Origin of the sequence: Pseudomonas sp. MYb193 (assembly GCF_002966775.1) — a bacterium.
Lineage (GTDB): Bacteria > Pseudomonadota > Gammaproteobacteria > Pseudomonadales > Pseudomonadaceae > Aquipseudomonas > Aquipseudomonas paracarnis.
The window spans coordinates 4365778-4380820 of record NZ_CP023269.1 but is presented as its reverse complement, the minus strand read 5'-3'; the positions used below and the strand labels follow the sequence as shown (position 1 = coordinate 4380820).

At 59.3% G+C, this 15043-nt stretch carries 17 protein-coding genes; 9 read left to right on the top strand and 8 right to left on the bottom strand.

Annotated features, from left to right (window positions below; genetic code table 11):
- Positions 1-66: 66 nt before the first annotated feature.
- The 3 genes from CLM72_RS19925 (at position 67) to CLM72_RS19915 (ending at position 2093) form a co-directional block, all read left to right on the top strand.
- Complete coding sequence (locus CLM72_RS19925) at positions 67-681, top strand: RNA polymerase sigma factor (RefSeq protein WP_105227710.1); 615 nt, start codon at positions 67-69, stop codon at positions 679-681.
- Positions 675-911 (top strand): anti-sigma factor, encoded by a 237-nt coding sequence (locus tag CLM72_RS19920; RefSeq protein ID WP_014719432.1) that lies wholly within the window; start codon positions 675-677, stop codon positions 909-911. The genes CLM72_RS19925 and CLM72_RS19920 overlap by 7 nt, the downstream gene beginning before the upstream one ends.
- Positions 912-992: 81 nt before the next feature.
- On the top strand, positions 993-2093 hold the full coding sequence (locus CLM72_RS19915) for an IS110 family transposase (RefSeq protein ID WP_105229078.1): 1101 nt from the start codon (positions 993-995) through the stop codon (positions 2091-2093).
- 288 nt (positions 2094-2381) lie between these two features.
- Here the strand turns inward: CLM72_RS19915 and CLM72_RS19910 are convergent, their stop codons facing one another.
- Complete coding sequence (locus tag CLM72_RS19910; RefSeq protein ID WP_003193136.1) at positions 2382-3704, bottom strand: putative porin; 1323 nt, start codon at positions 3702-3704, stop codon at positions 2382-2384.
- Between the two features lie 285 nt (positions 3705-3989).
- On the opposite strand from CLM72_RS19910, the gene CLM72_RS19905 reads away from it, so the two are divergent.
- From CLM72_RS19905 to CLM72_RS19895, 3 genes are all read left to right on the top strand, one after another.
- Positions 3990-5114 carry a GNAT family N-acetyltransferase gene (locus CLM72_RS19905; RefSeq protein WP_105229175.1) on the top strand — a complete coding sequence of 375 codons (1125 nt, stop codon included), beginning with the start codon at positions 3990-3992 and terminating at the stop codon, positions 5112-5114.
- A 77-nt stretch (positions 5115-5191) separates the two neighbouring features.
- Complete coding sequence (locus CLM72_RS19900; RefSeq protein WP_003193132.1) at positions 5192-5470, top strand: BrnT family toxin; 279 nt, start codon at positions 5192-5194, stop codon at positions 5468-5470.
- Positions 5448-5696 carry a BrnA antitoxin family protein gene (locus tag CLM72_RS19895; protein ID WP_032895852.1) on the top strand — a complete coding sequence of 83 codons (249 nt, stop codon included), beginning with the start codon at positions 5448-5450 and terminating at the stop codon, positions 5694-5696. Before CLM72_RS19900 ends, CLM72_RS19895 begins: the two co-directional genes overlap by 23 nt.
- Positions 5697-5844: 148 nt before the next feature.
- Here the strand turns inward: CLM72_RS19895 and aqpZ are convergent, their stop codons facing one another.
- The 5 genes from aqpZ to CLM72_RS19870 form a co-directional block, all read right to left on the bottom strand.
- Positions 5845-6546 (bottom strand): aquaporin Z, encoded by a 702-nt coding sequence (gene aqpZ, locus CLM72_RS19890; protein ID WP_044275039.1) that lies wholly within the window; start codon positions 6544-6546, stop codon positions 5845-5847.
- A gap of 175 nt (positions 6547-6721) precedes the next feature.
- Entirely contained in the window at positions 6722-8554 is a 1833-nt protein-coding gene (locus CLM72_RS19885) for an ABC transporter ATP-binding protein (RefSeq protein WP_073527169.1), read from the bottom strand.
- An 82-nt stretch (positions 8555-8636) separates the two neighbouring features.
- Complete coding sequence (locus tag CLM72_RS19880; protein ID WP_105227708.1) at positions 8637-9200, bottom strand: peptidylprolyl isomerase; 564 nt, start codon at positions 9198-9200, stop codon at positions 8637-8639.
- Positions 9201-9203: 3 nt separating this feature from the next.
- Complete coding sequence (locus CLM72_RS19875; RefSeq protein WP_105227706.1) at positions 9204-10007, bottom strand: alpha/beta fold hydrolase; 804 nt, start codon at positions 10005-10007, stop codon at positions 9204-9206.
- Between the two features lie 14 nt (positions 10008-10021).
- Positions 10022-10945 carry a LysR family transcriptional regulator gene (locus CLM72_RS19870; protein ID WP_003193120.1) on the bottom strand — a complete coding sequence of 308 codons (924 nt, stop codon included), beginning with the start codon at positions 10943-10945 and terminating at the stop codon, positions 10022-10024.
- Between the two features lie 49 nt (positions 10946-10994).
- Here CLM72_RS19870 and CLM72_RS19865 point away from each other — a divergent pair, with 49 nt between their 5' ends.
- From CLM72_RS19865 to CLM72_RS19855, 3 genes are all read left to right on the top strand, one after another.
- Entirely contained in the window at positions 10995-11309 is a 315-nt protein-coding gene (locus tag CLM72_RS19865; RefSeq protein ID WP_034128295.1) for a 3-phosphoglycerate kinase, read from the top strand.
- A gap of 151 nt (positions 11310-11460) precedes the next feature.
- Entirely contained in the window at positions 11461-12060 is a 600-nt protein-coding gene (locus CLM72_RS19860; RefSeq protein WP_105227704.1) for an FMN-dependent NADH-azoreductase, read from the top strand.
- 203 nt (positions 12061-12263) lie between these two features.
- The gene (locus tag CLM72_RS19855) at positions 12264-13133 is read left to right on the top strand and encodes a carboxylate/amino acid/amine transporter (RefSeq protein WP_034136149.1); all 870 of its coding nucleotides are present in this window, start codon (positions 12264-12266) and stop codon (positions 13131-13133) included.
- Here CLM72_RS19855 and CLM72_RS19850 read toward each other — a convergent pair.
- Complete coding sequence (locus tag CLM72_RS19850; RefSeq protein ID WP_105227702.1) at positions 13090-14118, bottom strand: NADP-dependent oxidoreductase; 1029 nt, start codon at positions 14116-14118, stop codon at positions 13090-13092. The genes CLM72_RS19855 and CLM72_RS19850 overlap by 44 nt on opposite strands.
- Before the next feature lie 61 nt (positions 14119-14179).
- Positions 14180-14968 (bottom strand): SDR family oxidoreductase, encoded by a 789-nt coding sequence (locus CLM72_RS19845; protein ID WP_105227700.1) that lies wholly within the window; start codon positions 14966-14968, stop codon positions 14180-14182.
- Between the last annotated feature and the right edge of the window lie 75 nt (positions 14969-15043).

Genomic DNA, 15043 nt, shown 5'->3' with positions numbered 1-15043 from the left:
TGTCTGGATCGCAGGCAAGCCAGCTCCCACATTGACCGTATTTCCACGGCAAGATTGAGGTAAACGATGCCAGCAGCGGACGACGCGCACCTGCTTGAACGCCTGCTCAAGGGGGAGCAGCGGGCCTATAAGGAATTGGTCACCACTTATCAGAGCGCAATGCGGGCGGTGGCCTATGCCATCGTTGGCCAGCGCCACGCCGATGAAATCGTGCAAGACGCCTGGGTTTCAGTGGTACGCAACCTGGCCAGGTTCGAAGGGCGATCAAGCCTGAAGACGTGGCTGTTGACCATTACCGCCAACGCTGCCAAAGGTCGTTATAAACAGAATCGTCGGGAAGTACTGCTCGACGATTTGCCTTCACCCCACGGCACCATTGGTGATGATCGCTTCAGCCCAGATGATGGCCATTGGGCTGTCGCCCCGTATGCCTGGCACCAGGACACCCCGGAAGCGCTGCTGACCGAAGATGAACTGCGCAAATGCCTGGAGCATACGATTCTGAGTTTGTCCGAATTGCAAAGCAGTGTGCTGGTACTGCGTGAACGCCAGGGCCTGGAACTGGAAGAAATCTGTAATCTTCTGACCCTTTCACTCTCCAACGTCCGTGTGCTGTTGCATCGAGCGCGGCTTAAAGTCTTCGCCACGGTGGAGCATTTTGAGGAAACGGGCGAATGTTGACCTGTAAAGAACAAGTAGCGCGTTCCAGTGACTATCTCGATGGGCAATTGACCTTTCGGGAGCGTCTGCTGGTGCGTCATCACTTGATGTTTTGTCCGAACTGCCGGCGCTTTATCCGTCAGATGCGCCTGATGCAGGCAACGCTCAAGCGTATGCCGCAGGAGCCGGTGGAGGGTGTTGATGCGCTGGCCGAACAACTGGCCGCCGAGCGGCGTAAAGACATCATGTAATTAGATGGACTCGCCCAAGCCGAGGCGTCTATGCGCCACGGTGGCATTCTTATAGAAGCCAACGACAGCGAGGGCGAGCCCATGAAAAAGCATACGACGATCAATCAGTCTTTGTCAGCCGATGTATCTACTTGCGTAAACGTTGCGGTAGACCTTGCCAAAAAGGTCTTCCAGGTTGCCGGCGAGAATGCGCTTGGCCAGGTGATATTCGAGGATCGGATTAAGTCACGCGAGGCCTTTCAAGCCTTTCTTCTTAAGCTTCCAGCAAGCGTGACGGTACTGGTGGAAACCGGGCCAGGTGCTCAGGCATGGGCGCGATTGCTGCAAACGCAGGGCAATTCAGTGCGCATCCTACCGGCTCAGCATGTGGCCACTCATCGCAGCGGTCCGAAAAATGATCGCAACGATGCGTTGGCGATCCTGCGTGCTGGACGCGACTGCAGGATATCTGCCGTACCGGTCAAAAGTGCGGCGGCGCTCGCAATGCAAGCGCTGCATCGGGCCCGACAGGGATATATACGGCGACGTACGGCAGTCGGTAATCAGATGCGCGGCTTACTGCTGGAGCAGGGAGTATCCATGCCCCAAGGCGAAATGGCCATCAGCCAACGTATCCCGCGAATACTGGAAGACGCCACTCAGCCATTACCCGATTTGCTGCGCGAACTAATCGCCGAACTGCTAGTTGAATGGGTTCATTTGGGCGAACGCGTCAACGTGTTGACCGGTCGGCTCGAAACAGCGGCGAAGAACGATGAGACAGCCAAGCGATTGATGACGGTGCGCGGAGTTGGCCCGATCATAGCCACAGCACTGTTGGCCAAGCAGACTGAGCCTGAACGCTTCGCAAATGCCCGACAGTTCGCCGCCTACTTCGGGCTGGTGCCCAGCCAGCACAGCAGCGGAGAAAAAATCCGGCTCGGCAAGATGAGCAAGAAGGGTGATGCGTATTTGCGCAGTCTGGCGGTCCAGGGGGCCCACGCCGTGTTAAGACAGGTGCGACCGGATTCAGAACAGCCAGACGACCAGCGGCTACAGCGTTGGGTATCTCGCCTAGGGCGCAAGGAGGCGGCGGTGCGTTTGGCCAACCGCAATCTGCGTATCCTCTGGCGGCTCTTGCAAAACGACCAAACTTATCGACGTCAGCCAGGCAATAGTCAGGAGGCTGCGATGAGCCACTGATTTACAGAGTTCTGCCACCGGGGCGTTTAGCCGCTCCAACCCGTGCTAACGAACATTGACCCCTGGTCAGACCGTCGCGAATTGATGCCTGCGCTCCTACCGGCCCTTGAGGCCTTTTTGTAATGGGCAGATCGCGAGCTGATCCAATGTTGGCCAGAAGCTGTTTGGAGCTTCCTCGGATAGGCCTGATACATAGATGCAACCGGGTACCAATGTTTGAAAAGCGGGTTGAAAGTGGGGGCGAGTCCATACATAGGAGCGAGCTTGCTCGCTCCTACATGTTAAGCGTTAGAACTTGGCTTCAGCATCCAGCTGCAAGGTGTTGGTATCGGCATCCCGCTGGGTCCGGCTGGCGAAGTCAGCCTTGGTCAGGAAGTAGGTGGCGCCAATGGCGAAGTTCTTGTCGATGTCGTAGCTGACTTTCATCTTGTGACCGCGCGAGCCGGTGGTGCCGTTGGCGAAGTCCGAATCGGTGAAGGCGCCTACGACGGCATTACGTTGAACGTCGCGGTAGTTGTAGTCCAGGTTCAAACCGAACACCTTGGACTTGGCACCCAGCAACCAGGCGGTGTCCTGGTCGGTCACCGCATCGTTGTTTTTCACGTATTGGCCGTAGAACGACAGCGGCACGGCCAGGCCACCGATGTCTGCTTGCGCAAAGCCTTCGTACAGGCGGAATTCATTGTTGGCCGAGTTGCCGTTGACCGCCAGTGCGCAAGGCGTGGTGGTGGTTGTGCAGCGGCTGTCCTCGTCATTCTTGTAGGCGTAGATACTGCCGCCCAAGGTCATTTTCAGGTTGTCGGTGACCGAGAACCGCGTGCCCAACTGGCCGGACGTCAGGCGCAGGTCATGGCGAAATTGCACGCCGTCACCGTCCACGTTGTCCTTGAGGTTGTAGTTACCCAGGCTGCCGAACAGCTCAGCGCTGCTACCCAGTGGGTATTTGTAGGTGACGGCCAGGCCTTCAGGGTTGATGTCGCTATCCCAGATCACATCGCCCATGTTCACCCACGGCTGCAGCATCTTGCCGCCGATCACGTGCAGGTTCTTGATCTGGTCCGGGTGGTAGTCGATGTAGCCGAGGTCCAGCCAGATCGACTTCTTATCGAAGTAACCATCCTGGTCCTGGTTGGTGGAGCGTGCATCATCGCCGCCGCCGGTGGCGATACGGATACCAGTGTCCACTTGCGGGTTGATTTCGGTGTAGGCACCCAGGCGGGCACGGATACGTTGACGGTCCTTGTCACGCCCACCGTTGTTGGGCTCGCCGTCGATCTTGATGGTTTCCTGGCGGAAGCGCACGTCACCCTTGAACTGGGTCTTGGCTGCCCAAGCCAATTTCTGGTCGAAGCTGCTCAGCTCGTTGGTTTTTTTCGCAGTGGCCGCGATCTGCTCGTTGGTCTCTTGTTGAGCCTGGCGTGCGATCTGCTGCTCTTTCTGATCCCTGGCCAGTTCCATTTGCAGTTCGGTGTACTGTGCCGCGGTGATCTGGCCGTTGGCCTTGAGCATGTCGAGCAATTTAGCGTCGACTGCAGCGCTGGCCGGAACGCTCAGTGCCAGCAACAGGCCGCCACACAGGACCGCCGCAGTTTTAGTGGAAGCAAGACGCATATCAATCTCCGAAAGTGAGGAGGGAGGGCAACACCCTCCAGGACACAACCGACCCATGACGGACGGAAAAAATGTCGCCCGGTAGACCCGGACGCTCTAAAAACTGGCGTCAGTATCGCGACCGTTTATGACGGAGTAGTGGCTAAGTGATTTCATCTAGATGACAAATCGTTACGCTACGGAACTAAGGGTTTTGACGTCTGTCCGCGTGTTTTGAGGATGTGTGCGCGGCTGTGATCAGCGATACTCCCCAGGTTTTCATGCCAAGAAACGATGAGGATGCCGATGCCGCTGCAACGCCTGGACAGCCTGTCCGATATCGCTGCGCACACGTGGGATGCCCTGATGCCACAGGCCCAGCCGTTTATGCAGCATGGGTTTCTCAGTGCGCTGGAAGACAGCGCCAGCATCGGCCCGCATTCGGGCTGGCAGACGGAGCACTTGCTGCACTGGGAAGGCGACCGGTTGATGGCGGCATTGCCGGGTTATCGCAAATGGCATTCTTATGGCGAGTACGTGTTCGATCACGGCTGGGCCGACGCTTGCGAGCGCGCCGGCATCGACTATTACCCCAAGTTGCTGACGGCCGTGCCGTTCAGCCCGGTCGGTGGGCCGCGCGTATTGGCTGCCAGTGCCGCAGACGCTTTCGAATTGCTTAATAGCCTGCCGGGGTATCTGGAGATCGAGGGCCTGTCGAGCGCCCATATCAACTTTACCGATGCCCTCGCCGATGAAGCCATGGCCCAACACCCCGGTTGGTTGCAACGCCTGGGTTGTCAGTTTCATTGGCAGAACCGTGGTTATCGCGACTTCCAGGATTTCCTTGACGCCCTGAGTTCACGCAAGCGCAAACAGATGCGCAAAGAGCGCGAACAAGTGGCAGGGCAGGGTATCGAGTTCGAGTGGTTGCAAGGCCATGAGCTGAGCGAATCCCAGTGGGATTTTGTTTACGCCTGCTACGCCAACACCTACGCGGTGCGTCGGCAATCGCCCTACCTGACCCGCGCATTTTTCAGCCTGTTGGCTGAGCGCATGCCCGCAGCCATACGCGTAGTCTTGGCCAAACAAGGCACGCGCCCGGTGGCGATGGCCTTCAGCCTGATCGGTGGCGACAGCTTCTACGGCCGCTACTGGGGTTGCCTGGCGGAGTTCGACCGCCTGCATTTCGAGACCTGTTTCTACCAAGGCATGGACTACGCCATCGCTCACGGCCTGCAACGCTTCGATGCGGGTGCCCAGGGTGAGCACAAATTGATTCGCGGGTTTGAGCCGGTGATTACGCGGTCATGGCACTACCTGCGCCACCCTGGGTTGAAGAACGCTGTGGAAGATTTTCTTGAGCGCGAACGGGTCGGGATTCTGGCGTATGCCGAAGAGGCGAGGGCGGCCCTGCCTTATCGGCAGGTCTGAACCATCGGTCTGGCAACCCTGCTGACTAACAATAAAACCGCTAATCTGTATGTACAGACGTACATACAGGATGTGTCATGCATTTTGAGTGGGATGAATCTAAGAACAAAGCCAATATTTCTAAGCACGGCATCGACTTTAACGACGTCCCAGATATTTTTCGGCATCCAATGCTGGCCTTGCGCGATGATCGGGCAGATTATGGCGAAGAGCGTTGGATCAGTATTGGCTGGATCAAATTGTTAATGGGTGTGGTCGTATATACCGAGCGGTGTGGTGATGTGATCCGTATCATATCTGCGCGAAAAGCAACCAAGAAGGAGGCCAAATACTATGACGCAAACATCGAAAACTGATTGGGAGCGCCTGGCCAACATGAATGATAAAGAAATCGACACCAGCGATATTCCTGAGCTGGACGCCGAATTTTTTCGACGCGCCGAGTTACGTGTTCCGGTGAAGCAGGCCGTGACCATTCGACTGGATGCCGATGTTCTGGAGTGGTTCAAAGGCCAAGGCACCGGATATCAGACACGTATTAATCAATTGTTGCGTCAGTACATGCAAGCCCACCAAGGTTGAAGCGCATTCAATTGAAGTCAGCCAGTAAAACACCCTGTAGGAGCGAGCTTGCTCGCGAAGAACGTGCAGACGACGCGGGTTTACAGCTATAAGCACTGCGTCATCGTTGGCGTTTTTCGCGAGCAAGCTCGCTCCTGCAGGGATTGGGTCAAGCGGTTTTTTCTGCACCCAACCATCGGTACGTAATGCCGCCGATCACCGCGCCGAGGATCGGCGCGAGCCAGAACAGCCACAATTGCTGCAGCGCCCAGCCGCCGACAATCAACGCAGGCCCTGTGCTGCGGGCCGGGTTGACCGAGGTGTTGGTCACCGGGATGGAGATCAGGTGGATCAGCGTCAGCCCCAGGCCAATGGCGATGGGCGCGAAGCCTGCCGGGGCTCGACGGTCGGTGGCGCCAAGGATGATCAGCACGAACATCGCCGTCATCACCAGCTCACAGACAAAGCCTGCCGCCATTGAATAACCACCGGGTGAATGCTCGCCATAACCATTGCTTGCCAGCCCGGAGGCCAGTTCGAACCCGGGTTTGCCGCTGGCGATGAAGTACAGCAGTGCGGCGGCGATGGCGCCACCGATCACTTGCGACACGATGTAGGCCGGCAACTCCTTGGCCGGGAATCTGCCGCCGACCACCAACCCCACCGAGACGGCCGGGTTAAGGTGACAGCCGCTGATATGCCCGATGGCAAATGCCATGGTGAGCACCGTGAGCCCAAAGGCCAGGGATACGCCGAGCAGGCCGATGCCGACGTTGGGGAACGCTGCGGCCAACACCGCACTCCCGCAGCCACCCAACACCAGCCAAAACGTACCCAGTCCTTCCGTTACGGAACGTTTGAACAGTGACATGAACACTTCCTTAGATTGCTCTATCTGATTAACGGTCTGTGTGGCTTCCCTGCTGCCTTAAATCAGGGCCATCCTGGGGCCTGATTGCAGTACAGCAGGATTGTGTCGCAAGACCAGCCAGATAGAGAAAGCTGTCAGAATTGTTCGGAATTGAGCGGGGCTTTACCCAGCAAAATCAGTCTATGCCGACAAACCCCCCGGTCTGATGCTGCCATAACCGCGAATAAAGCCCGCCGTATGCCAGCAACTCGGAATGGCTGCCGCTTTCGGCAATCTGGCCTTTTTCCAGCACCACCAGGCGGTCCATTCGTGCGATGGTCGACAACCGGTGTGCAATCGCGATCACCGTCTTGCCCTGCATCAGGGTTTCCAGGCTCTCCTGGATCGCCGCTTCCACTTCCGAGTCCAGCGCGGAGGTGGCTTCGTCCATGATCAGGATCGGCGCGTCCTTGAGCAGCACGCGGGCGATAGCGATACGTTGGCGTTGCCCGCCGGAGAGTTTCACCCCGCGTTCACCCACATGGGCATCCAGCCCGGTGCGGCCCTCGGAATCCGACAGCAGCGGGATGAATTCATCGGCGCGGGCCTTGTGCACCGCCGCCCACAGTTCTTCGTCTGTCGCGTCGGGCTTGCCATACAGCAGGTTGTCGCGGATCGAGCGGTGCAGCAACGAGGTGTCTTGGGTGATCATGCCGATTTGTGCGCGCAGGCTCTCCTGGGCGACCTCGGCGATGTCCTGGCCGTCGATGAGGATGCGCCCGCCCTGCAGGTCGTAAAGGCGCAGCAGCAGGTTGACCAGCGTCGACTTGCCCGCGCCGGATGGGCCGATCAAGCCGATCTTTTCCCCGGCCTTGATCTCGAGGTTGAGGCCGCCAATGATTCCGCTCTTCTTGCCGTAGTGGAAGTCCACTTGCTCAAAGCGTACCTGGCCGTGGGGTACCGTCAGGCGCGGAGCGTTTTCACGATCGATAACGGCCAGTGGCTGGGCGATGGTCTTCAGGCCGTCTTGCACAATGCCGATGTTTTCGAAGATGCCGTTGACCACCCACATGATCCAGCCGGACATGTTGACGATGCGGATCACCAGGCCGGTGGCCAGGGCAATCGCGCCCACGGAAATCAGCGACTGGGTCCACAGCCACAGGGCCAGGCCAGTAGTGGTGACAATCAGCAGGCCGTTCAGAATACAGATCACGGTGTCCATGCTGGTGAGCACGCGTGCGGCCAGTTGGGTTTTTTCGGTCTGCTCGATGATCGCTTGCTTGGCGTATTCCTGTTCGTTCTGCGTATGGGCGAACAGCTTCAAAGTGGTGATATTGGTGTAGCCGTCGACGATTCGGCCCATCAACTTGGAGCGCGCCTCCGAGGAGACCACCGAGCGTTCTTTCACCCGAGGTACGAAGTAACGCAGGGCCAGGCTGTAGCAAACGATCCAGGTGATCAGCGGAATCATCAGCCGCCAGTCGGCCTCGGCAAACAACACCAGGGCACTGATGGCGTAGATCGACACGTGCCAGATAGCCTCCGCGGTCGCCACCGCCGAGTCACGCAAGGAGTTGCCGGTTTGCATGATCCGCTGGGCGATGCGCCCGGCGAAATCGTTTTGAAAGAAATTCAGGCTCTGCTTGAGCACGTAGCTGTGGTTCTGCCAGCGAATCAGGCTGGTCATGCCAGGGTTGATGGTCTGGTGCACCAGCAAGTCATGCAGGCCGTTGAAGAGCGGGCGCAACAACAGGGCGACCACGGCCATCCAGATCAGCTCTGCGCTGTGGATCTGGAAAAAATTCGCTGGTGGCGTGCCCTGGGCCAGGTCGATGATGCGGCTCAGGTAGCTGAACAACGCAACTTCGATCAGGGCGCCGACCAGCCCCACCACCAGCAGTGCGGCGAAGCACGGCCACACCTGGCGCAGGTAATAAAGATAGAAGGGCAGGACTTTTTCGGGAGGGGCCGCGCTGGGGGCGTCGCGGAAAATATCGATCAGTTGTTCAAAGCGACGATAGAGCATTGGGTTTGACGCCCGCCGGGCGGGCTCTCCTTTCAAAGGTGCACGGTGCCATGCGGGCACCGTGCAAAGCTGCCTGCAGACCTCAGTCGATGCGCTTGGCCGACTTGATGATCACAGGATCGATAGGCACGTTCTGCATGCCTTGCTTGGTGGTGGTCTGGGAGTTGACGATGATGTCGACCACGTCCATGCCCTTGACCACTTTGGCGAACACGGCATAACCGGCATCGCGGCCCGGGTCGAGGAAAGCATTGTCGGCCACGTTGATGAAGAATTGGCTGGTGGCCGAGTTCGGGTCATTGGTGCGAGCCATGGACAAGGTGCCACGCACGTTATGCAGGCCATTGCTGGCTTCGTTCTTGATCGGCGCTTCGGTCGGCTTTTGCGCCATTTGCTGGGTGAACCCGCCGCCCTGGACCATGAAGCCTGGGATCACGCGGTGAAAGATTGTGTTGGTGTAGAAGCCCTTGTCGACATAGGTCAAAAAGTTCTTGGTGCTGATGGGCGCCTTGACCGGGTCCAGTTCGATTTCAATCTGGCCGTTGGTGGTGTCGAGCAGCACGTGTGGCGCCTTGGCCGGCTCGGCCGCCATCAGGTTGGCAGCGAACAGGGCGGAACCGGCAAAGAAGGCGATTTTTTTCAGCATGGGTCAGTGATCCTGGGTAGTGGTTTCGACGGTCTTTAGAAACTCGAGCAAGGTCGCGTTAAAGACCTCGGGTTGATCCAAGGGCGTGGCATGGCGGGAATCTTCGATGACCACCAGCCGCGCATCGGGCAGCAGTTTTACATAGATTTCTTTCTGCGCCACGGGGGTGTAGTCATGGTCGGCGCTGATGACCAGGGTTGGACAGGCAATTCTCGACAGTTGTTCCTGCACGCCCCAGCCCACAATGGCGTCGAAGCTGGCGAGATAAGCACGTTTGTCGTTGCTTGCCCAGCGTTCGGCCATCTTGCGGCGCAGGTCGGCCTGCTCAGGTTTTGGGAACAGCCGATCGCCCAAGGCCTTGCCGATGGTGCCCAGGCTGAGCACGCGGGCCAGGGTCCAGCGTTTGGCCCACTGCCAATAGTCGTCGGCACTGCGCACCTTGACCTCAGGCGCGCTGTTGACGATGCACAGGCTCTTGACCCGCAGGGGTTCATCCACCGCCAGTTGGAAGGCGATCATGCCGCCCATGGATAAACCCACCACGTGGGCCGCTGGCAGGTCCAGGTGTTCGATCAGGGCGACCAGGTCGAAGGTAAACCCTTTGATGCTGTAGCGCTCCCGGGGTTTGTCCGAGCGACCATGGCCGCGCACGTCAACCACGATCAGGCGGTAGTGGCGGGCGAGTACCGGTATTTGCAGTTCCCAATCCTGGCTGCTGGAGCCCAGGCCGTGGATCAGGATCAGGGGGGTGCCATGGCCGTATTCCTCGTAATGCAGGCTGCAGCCTTCATGATCGAACCAGGCCATGGATGAACTCCGTTTCAGGCTTGTTGGGGAGCGGCGAAGGGCGCGTCCAGGGGAGCGGTGTCAAAGGTGCGCAGCAATTCCACGAGGATCTGCGTGGCGGGCCCCAAGGGTTTGTCTTTGTTGGAGTACAGGTAAAACGTCGGGTTGCGACTGCCACCTTTTTCCAGGGGAAGCTGCTTGAGCACGCCTTCCTTGAGTTCGCGCTCGATCATGTGCCGGGGCAGCCAGGCAAAGCCCAGGCCGCTGCCGACGAAGGTGGCGGCGGTAGCGAGGCTGCCGACAGTCCAGCGCTGTTCGGCGCCGAGCCAGCCGACGTCGCGAGGTTGCTGGCGGCCCGAGTCACGGATCACCACCTGCATCTGGCTCTCCAGGTCGTGGAAACTCAGCTCACGGTTGAGGCGATGCAGCGAGTGATCGGGGTGGGCCACGGCGACAAACTCCACATCGCTCATTTCCGTGCCCAGGTAGCCCGGGATGATAAACCCGCAAATGGCCAGGTCCGCCATGCCGTCGAGCAGCAACTCTTCGACACCGGACAGCACTTCTTCGCGCAGGCGCACCCGGCAGCCACGGCTTTGGGGCATAAAGGCGGTCAGCGCGCGAACGAGGCGTGCGCTGGGGTAGGCGGCATCCACCACCAGGCGCACTTCGGCTTCCCAGCCCTGCTCCATGTGATGGGCGAGGTCTTCCAGTTGGCTGGCGTTTTTCACCAGTTGGCGGGATCGGCGCAGCAGCACTTCACCGGCCTCGGTCAGCACCGCCTTGCGCCCGTCGATACGCAGCAAGGGGACACCGAGTTGGTCCTGCATGCGCGCTACGGTGTAGCTCACTGAAGATTGCGAACGGTGCAGCGCTTCGGCGGCTTGGGCAAAGCCGCCATGATCGACCACGGCTTGCAAGGTGCGCCATTGATCGAGGGTAACGCGGGGCGCTTTCAAGATGAGCTCCTCTTGTCCTAAGCTGGCGGTCCTTATTGGAGACTGCCGAATGAGAAAATTGTGTTGTGTGTTGCTGGCGCTGCTGCCGATGAGCGCGTTTGCCTACCCTATCGACGTGACGAAAAAGATCGATGGCGTGAGCATTGATTACACCGCCTCCGATGTGGACGGCGACATCAGTTCGATCCAGCTGAACAACTACGGTACCCAGGACGCGGTGTGCAAGGTTACCTTCACCAACGGCCCGGAATCGCCACGCCGTCGCACCGTGACTGTGCCGGCAGGCAAAAGCACCAACACCACGGTCAAGTTCAACCGCGCCATCATCAAGATGCGCATTGCCTTGGACTGCGCGCCAAAATAAAGCGGTAGCGGGGCATGCCCACAGGAATACTCCGCTTATAAACGAATTTCTAGATGGGTTGTAGCAGTTTTTTGCGCTTTTTTATCGAATAGGCCCTGGTTAACCTTCTCTCCATCGACTTACAGCAATTACCGATGGAGCCTACGAAGCCATGTCCAATGTTCTGATCATCGAAAGCAGTGCGCGCCAGCAGGATTCCATTTCCCGCCAGCTCACCCAACAGTTCATCAGCCAATGGCAAGTCGCCTATCCGGCAGACCGTATCACCGTGCGCGACGTTGCGCTCAATCCGGTACCCCACCTGGATGCCAACCTGCTGGGCGGTTGGATGAAACCGGCGGAGCAGCGTAACGACGACGAACAGGTGTCCCTGGACCGCTCCAACGAGTTGACTGACGAACTGCTGGCCGCCGACGTGTTGGTGATGGCCGCGCCGATGTACAACTTCGCTATCCCCAGCACCCTCAAAGCCTGGCTGGATCACGTGTTGCGGGCCGGTGTGACTTTCAAATACACCGCCACTGGGCCCCAGGGCCTGTTGACCGGCAAGCGCGCCATCGTGCTCACCGCACGCGGCGGTATTCACACGGGTGCTACCTCGGATCACCAGGAACCGTACCTGCGCCAGGTCATGGCATTTATTGGCATTCATGACGTCACCTTCATTCACGCCGAAGGCGTCAACCTGGGCGGCGACTTCCAGGAGAAGGGCGTCAATCACGCCAAGGCACTGCTGGCCCAGGTGGCCTGAGGCGTTAATCGTCAGATAATCCCGTGCTGCTTATATAGCCCCACGCAAACCCTTCAAGTACGCGTATCGAACCTCCCTTTGCACTTTTTGCTCCTGAGTGCTCCTGCCCGACTGCCGCTTTAGCGAGGTCGGGTTTTTTTTGCGCCGAGTTTCTTCAACCCCCAAAAAGCTTTAATGTCGCGCCCATTCGAAACGAGGCGCGCATGGGCTATCTACTGGTTGTCACCCTGATTCAGGCATTTTCCTTCAGCTTGATCGGCGAATACCTCGCCGGTCACGTCGACAGCTACTTTGCGGTGCTGGTGCGCGTGGTGCTGGCCGGGCTGATCTTTATCCCGCTGACGCGCTGGCGCTCGGTGGAGCCCGCGTTCATGCGCGGCATGTTGGTGATCGGTGCATTGCAGTTCGGCGTGACCTACGTCTGCCTGTACCTGAGCTTTCGCGTGCTGACGGTGCCGGAAGTGCTGCTGTTCACCATCCTCACGCCGCTGCATGTGACCCTGATCGAGGACGCGCTTAATCGCCGCTTCAATCCCTGGGCGCTGGTGGCGGCCCTGGTGGCGGTGGGCGGTGCGGCGGTGATTCGTTTCGATCAGATCACCCCGCACTTCCTGATGGGGTTCTTGCTGCTGCAATTGGCCAACTTCACCTACGCCGCCGGGCAAGTCATGTACAAGCACCTGGTGGCGCGTTATCCCAGTGACCAGCCGCACTTCCGGCGTTTCGGTTATTTCTACCTGGGTGCCTTGTTGGTGGTGTTGCCGGCATTCCTGCTGTTCGGCAAGGCTGACTTCCTGCCGCAAGCGCCGCTGCAATGGGGGGTGCTGGTGTTCCTCGGGTTGGTCAGCACCGCGCTGGGCATGTACTGGTGGAACAAGGGTGCTTGCCTGGTCAATGGCGGCACCCTGGCGGTGATGAACAACCTGCATGTGCCGGTGGGGTTGCTGCTGAACCTGCTGATCTGGAACCAGCACGAACCGCTGGGCCGTTTGGCCCTGGGCGGTCTGGTGATTCTGGGGGCGGTTTGGATCAGCCGGCTGGGTGTGCGTCGGGCGGTGCCGTCTCCATCGTGATCACCACCTTGCCTTTGGCGCGGCCTTGTTCGACATAGTCCAGGGCCGCCGCTGTGGATTCGAATGGAAAGGTACGGTCGATAACCGGCCGGAGACTGCCGGACTCGACCAGCGCGGTGATTTCATCCAGTTGTGCGCCACTGGCACGCATGAAGACAAACTCATAGCTCACGCCTTGCTTGCGTGCTTTCCTGCGGATACCGCTGCTCAACAGGCCCATGACCAGGCCTAATACCCAGGGCAGGTTCTGGGCGCGGGCGAAGGCGGGTGTCGGCGGCCCGGAGATGGAGATGAGCTGACCGCCGGGCTTGAGAATCTTCAGTGACTTGGCCAGCGCATCTGGGCCCAGGCTGTTCAGCACCACATCGTAATCCCGCAGCACGGCCTCGAAGGCTTGCTGTTTGTAGTCGATCACTACATCCGCGCCCAACGCCTTGACCCACTCGACATTGGCGGTGCTGGTGGTGGTGGCGACAAAAGCGCCCAAATGCTTGGCCAGCTGAATGGCGATACTGCCCACTCCGCCTGAGCCCGCATGAATGAACACTTTCTGGCCTTTCTTCAGCTTCGCGGTTTCCACCAGCACCTGCCACGCCGTGAGCGCGACCAGGGGCAGGGCCGCGGCTTGCTCCATGGTGATGTTGTCGGGTTTGCGCGCCAGTGCGTCTTCGTGCACGGCAATCAACTCAGCGAAGGTGCCGATACGCTGCTGGGGCGGGCGGGCGTAGACTTCGTCCCCCGGCTTGAAGCGTCGTACCGCCGCGCCGACGCTGAGCACCACGCCGGCCAGGTCATTGCCGAGTGTCAACGGCATCGCATAGGGCAGGATCAGTTTGAATTCGCCCTTGGCGATCTTTGCATCCAGCACATTAACGCTGCTGGCCCGCACCTGAACCAGCACGTCATGTTCACCCACAACAGGCGCGGGGGCCTCGATGAGGCGGCCGGGCTGCTTGCCGTACCGTTCGATGGAAAATGCCTTCATGGTTCAACGCTCGTTGCTTCGGTGAGAAGGGCAGGCGCGGAGCACGCCTGCTACCGGTTGATCAGGCGTTGACCAGGTAACGCTCGGCAACCTGGGACTGCTTGATCTGCGCCAGCAAGCCTTGCCGCGCAGCCTGCAACGCGTCCCAACGGGCGCCATCCTGCAACGGTGGAATGGTTACCGGCTCGCGGCGGTCGAAACCGACCAGCGCCGCGTCCACCAGATCACCCACTTCCATCACGTCCGTGAGGGTGTTGATATCAATGCCCGCACGCTCCCAGATCTCGGTACGCGTGGCAGCGGGTAGCACGGCTTGCACGTACACGCCTTTGGGCGCCAGTTCCAGGCTCATGCCCTGGGACAGGAACAGTACGAACGCCTTGGTCGCGCCGTACACCGTCATGCCAAATTCCGGGGCCAGGCCTACTACCGAGCCAATGTTGATGATCGCGCCGTTGCCGGCTGCCGCCAGGCGCGGGGCGATGGCACTGGCCAGGCGTACCAGCGCCGTGGTGTTGAGGGCGACCAACTGCGCGACGCTTTCGGTGGACTGTTCAATAAAACTGCCGGACTGCGCGGCGCCTGCATTATTGACTAGCGTGCCAATGCTGGCGTCATCGCGCAGGCGCGCTTCAACTGCGGCAAGGTCAGCGCTTTGGGTCAGGTCGGCCGGGAGGATATCAACGCTGACGGCGTGGTGCTCACGCAGCCTGGCGGCGAGCGCTTCCAGGCGCGTGATGTCACGGGCCACCAATACGAGGTCGTGGCCGCGTGCGGCAAAACGTTCGGCGTAGGCGGCGCCAATGCCGGTCGAAGCGCCAGTGATCAGAACGGTGTTGGAAGTGCTCATGGTGTGATGCTCTGTGAGTGCGAGGAGTTTTTATGATGTCGATCATAATCAAAGCTGTCAACGGTTTTGATTATG

Coding starts and splice junctions, on each gene's coding strand:
- CLM72_RS19925 (WP_105227710.1), top strand. CDS start 67: ATGCCAGCAGCGGACGACGCGCACCTGCTTGAACGCCTGCTCAAGGGG.
- CLM72_RS19920 (WP_014719432.1), top strand. CDS start 675: ATGTTGACCTGTAAAGAACAAGTAGCGCGTTCCAGTGACTATCTCGAT.
- CLM72_RS19915 (WP_105229078.1), top strand. CDS start 993: ATGAAAAAGCATACGACGATCAATCAGTCTTTGTCAGCCGATGTATCT.
- CLM72_RS19910 (WP_003193136.1), bottom strand. CDS start 3,704: ATGCGTCTTGCTTCCACTAAAACTGCGGCGGTCCTGTGTGGCGGCCTG.
- CLM72_RS19905 (WP_105229175.1), top strand. CDS start 3,990: ATGCCGCTGCAACGCCTGGACAGCCTGTCCGATATCGCTGCGCACACG.
- CLM72_RS19900 (WP_003193132.1), top strand. CDS start 5,192: ATGCATTTTGAGTGGGATGAATCTAAGAACAAAGCCAATATTTCTAAG.
- CLM72_RS19895 (WP_032895852.1), top strand. CDS start 5,448: ATGACGCAAACATCGAAAACTGATTGGGAGCGCCTGGCCAACATGAAT.
- aqpZ (WP_044275039.1), bottom strand. CDS start 6,546: ATGTCACTGTTCAAACGTTCCGTAACGGAAGGACTGGGTACGTTTTGG.
- CLM72_RS19885 (WP_073527169.1), bottom strand. CDS start 8,554: ATGCTCTATCGTCGCTTTGAACAACTGATCGATATTTTCCGCGACGCC.
- CLM72_RS19880 (WP_105227708.1), bottom strand. CDS start 9,200: ATGCTGAAAAAAATCGCCTTCTTTGCCGGTTCCGCCCTGTTCGCTGCC.
- CLM72_RS19875 (WP_105227706.1), bottom strand. CDS start 10,007: ATGGCCTGGTTCGATCATGAAGGCTGCAGCCTGCATTACGAGGAATAC.
- CLM72_RS19865 (WP_034128295.1), top strand. CDS start 10,995: ATGAGAAAATTGTGTTGTGTGTTGCTGGCGCTGCTGCCGATGAGCGCG.
- CLM72_RS19860 (WP_105227704.1), top strand. CDS start 11,461: ATGTCCAATGTTCTGATCATCGAAAGCAGTGCGCGCCAGCAGGATTCC.
- CLM72_RS19855 (WP_034136149.1), top strand. CDS start 12,264: ATGGGCTATCTACTGGTTGTCACCCTGATTCAGGCATTTTCCTTCAGC.
- CLM72_RS19850 (WP_105227702.1), bottom strand. CDS start 14,118: ATGAAGGCATTTTCCATCGAACGGTACGGCAAGCAGCCCGGCCGCCTC.
- CLM72_RS19845 (WP_105227700.1), bottom strand. CDS start 14,968: ATGAGCACTTCCAACACCGTTCTGATCACTGGCGCTTCGACCGGCATT.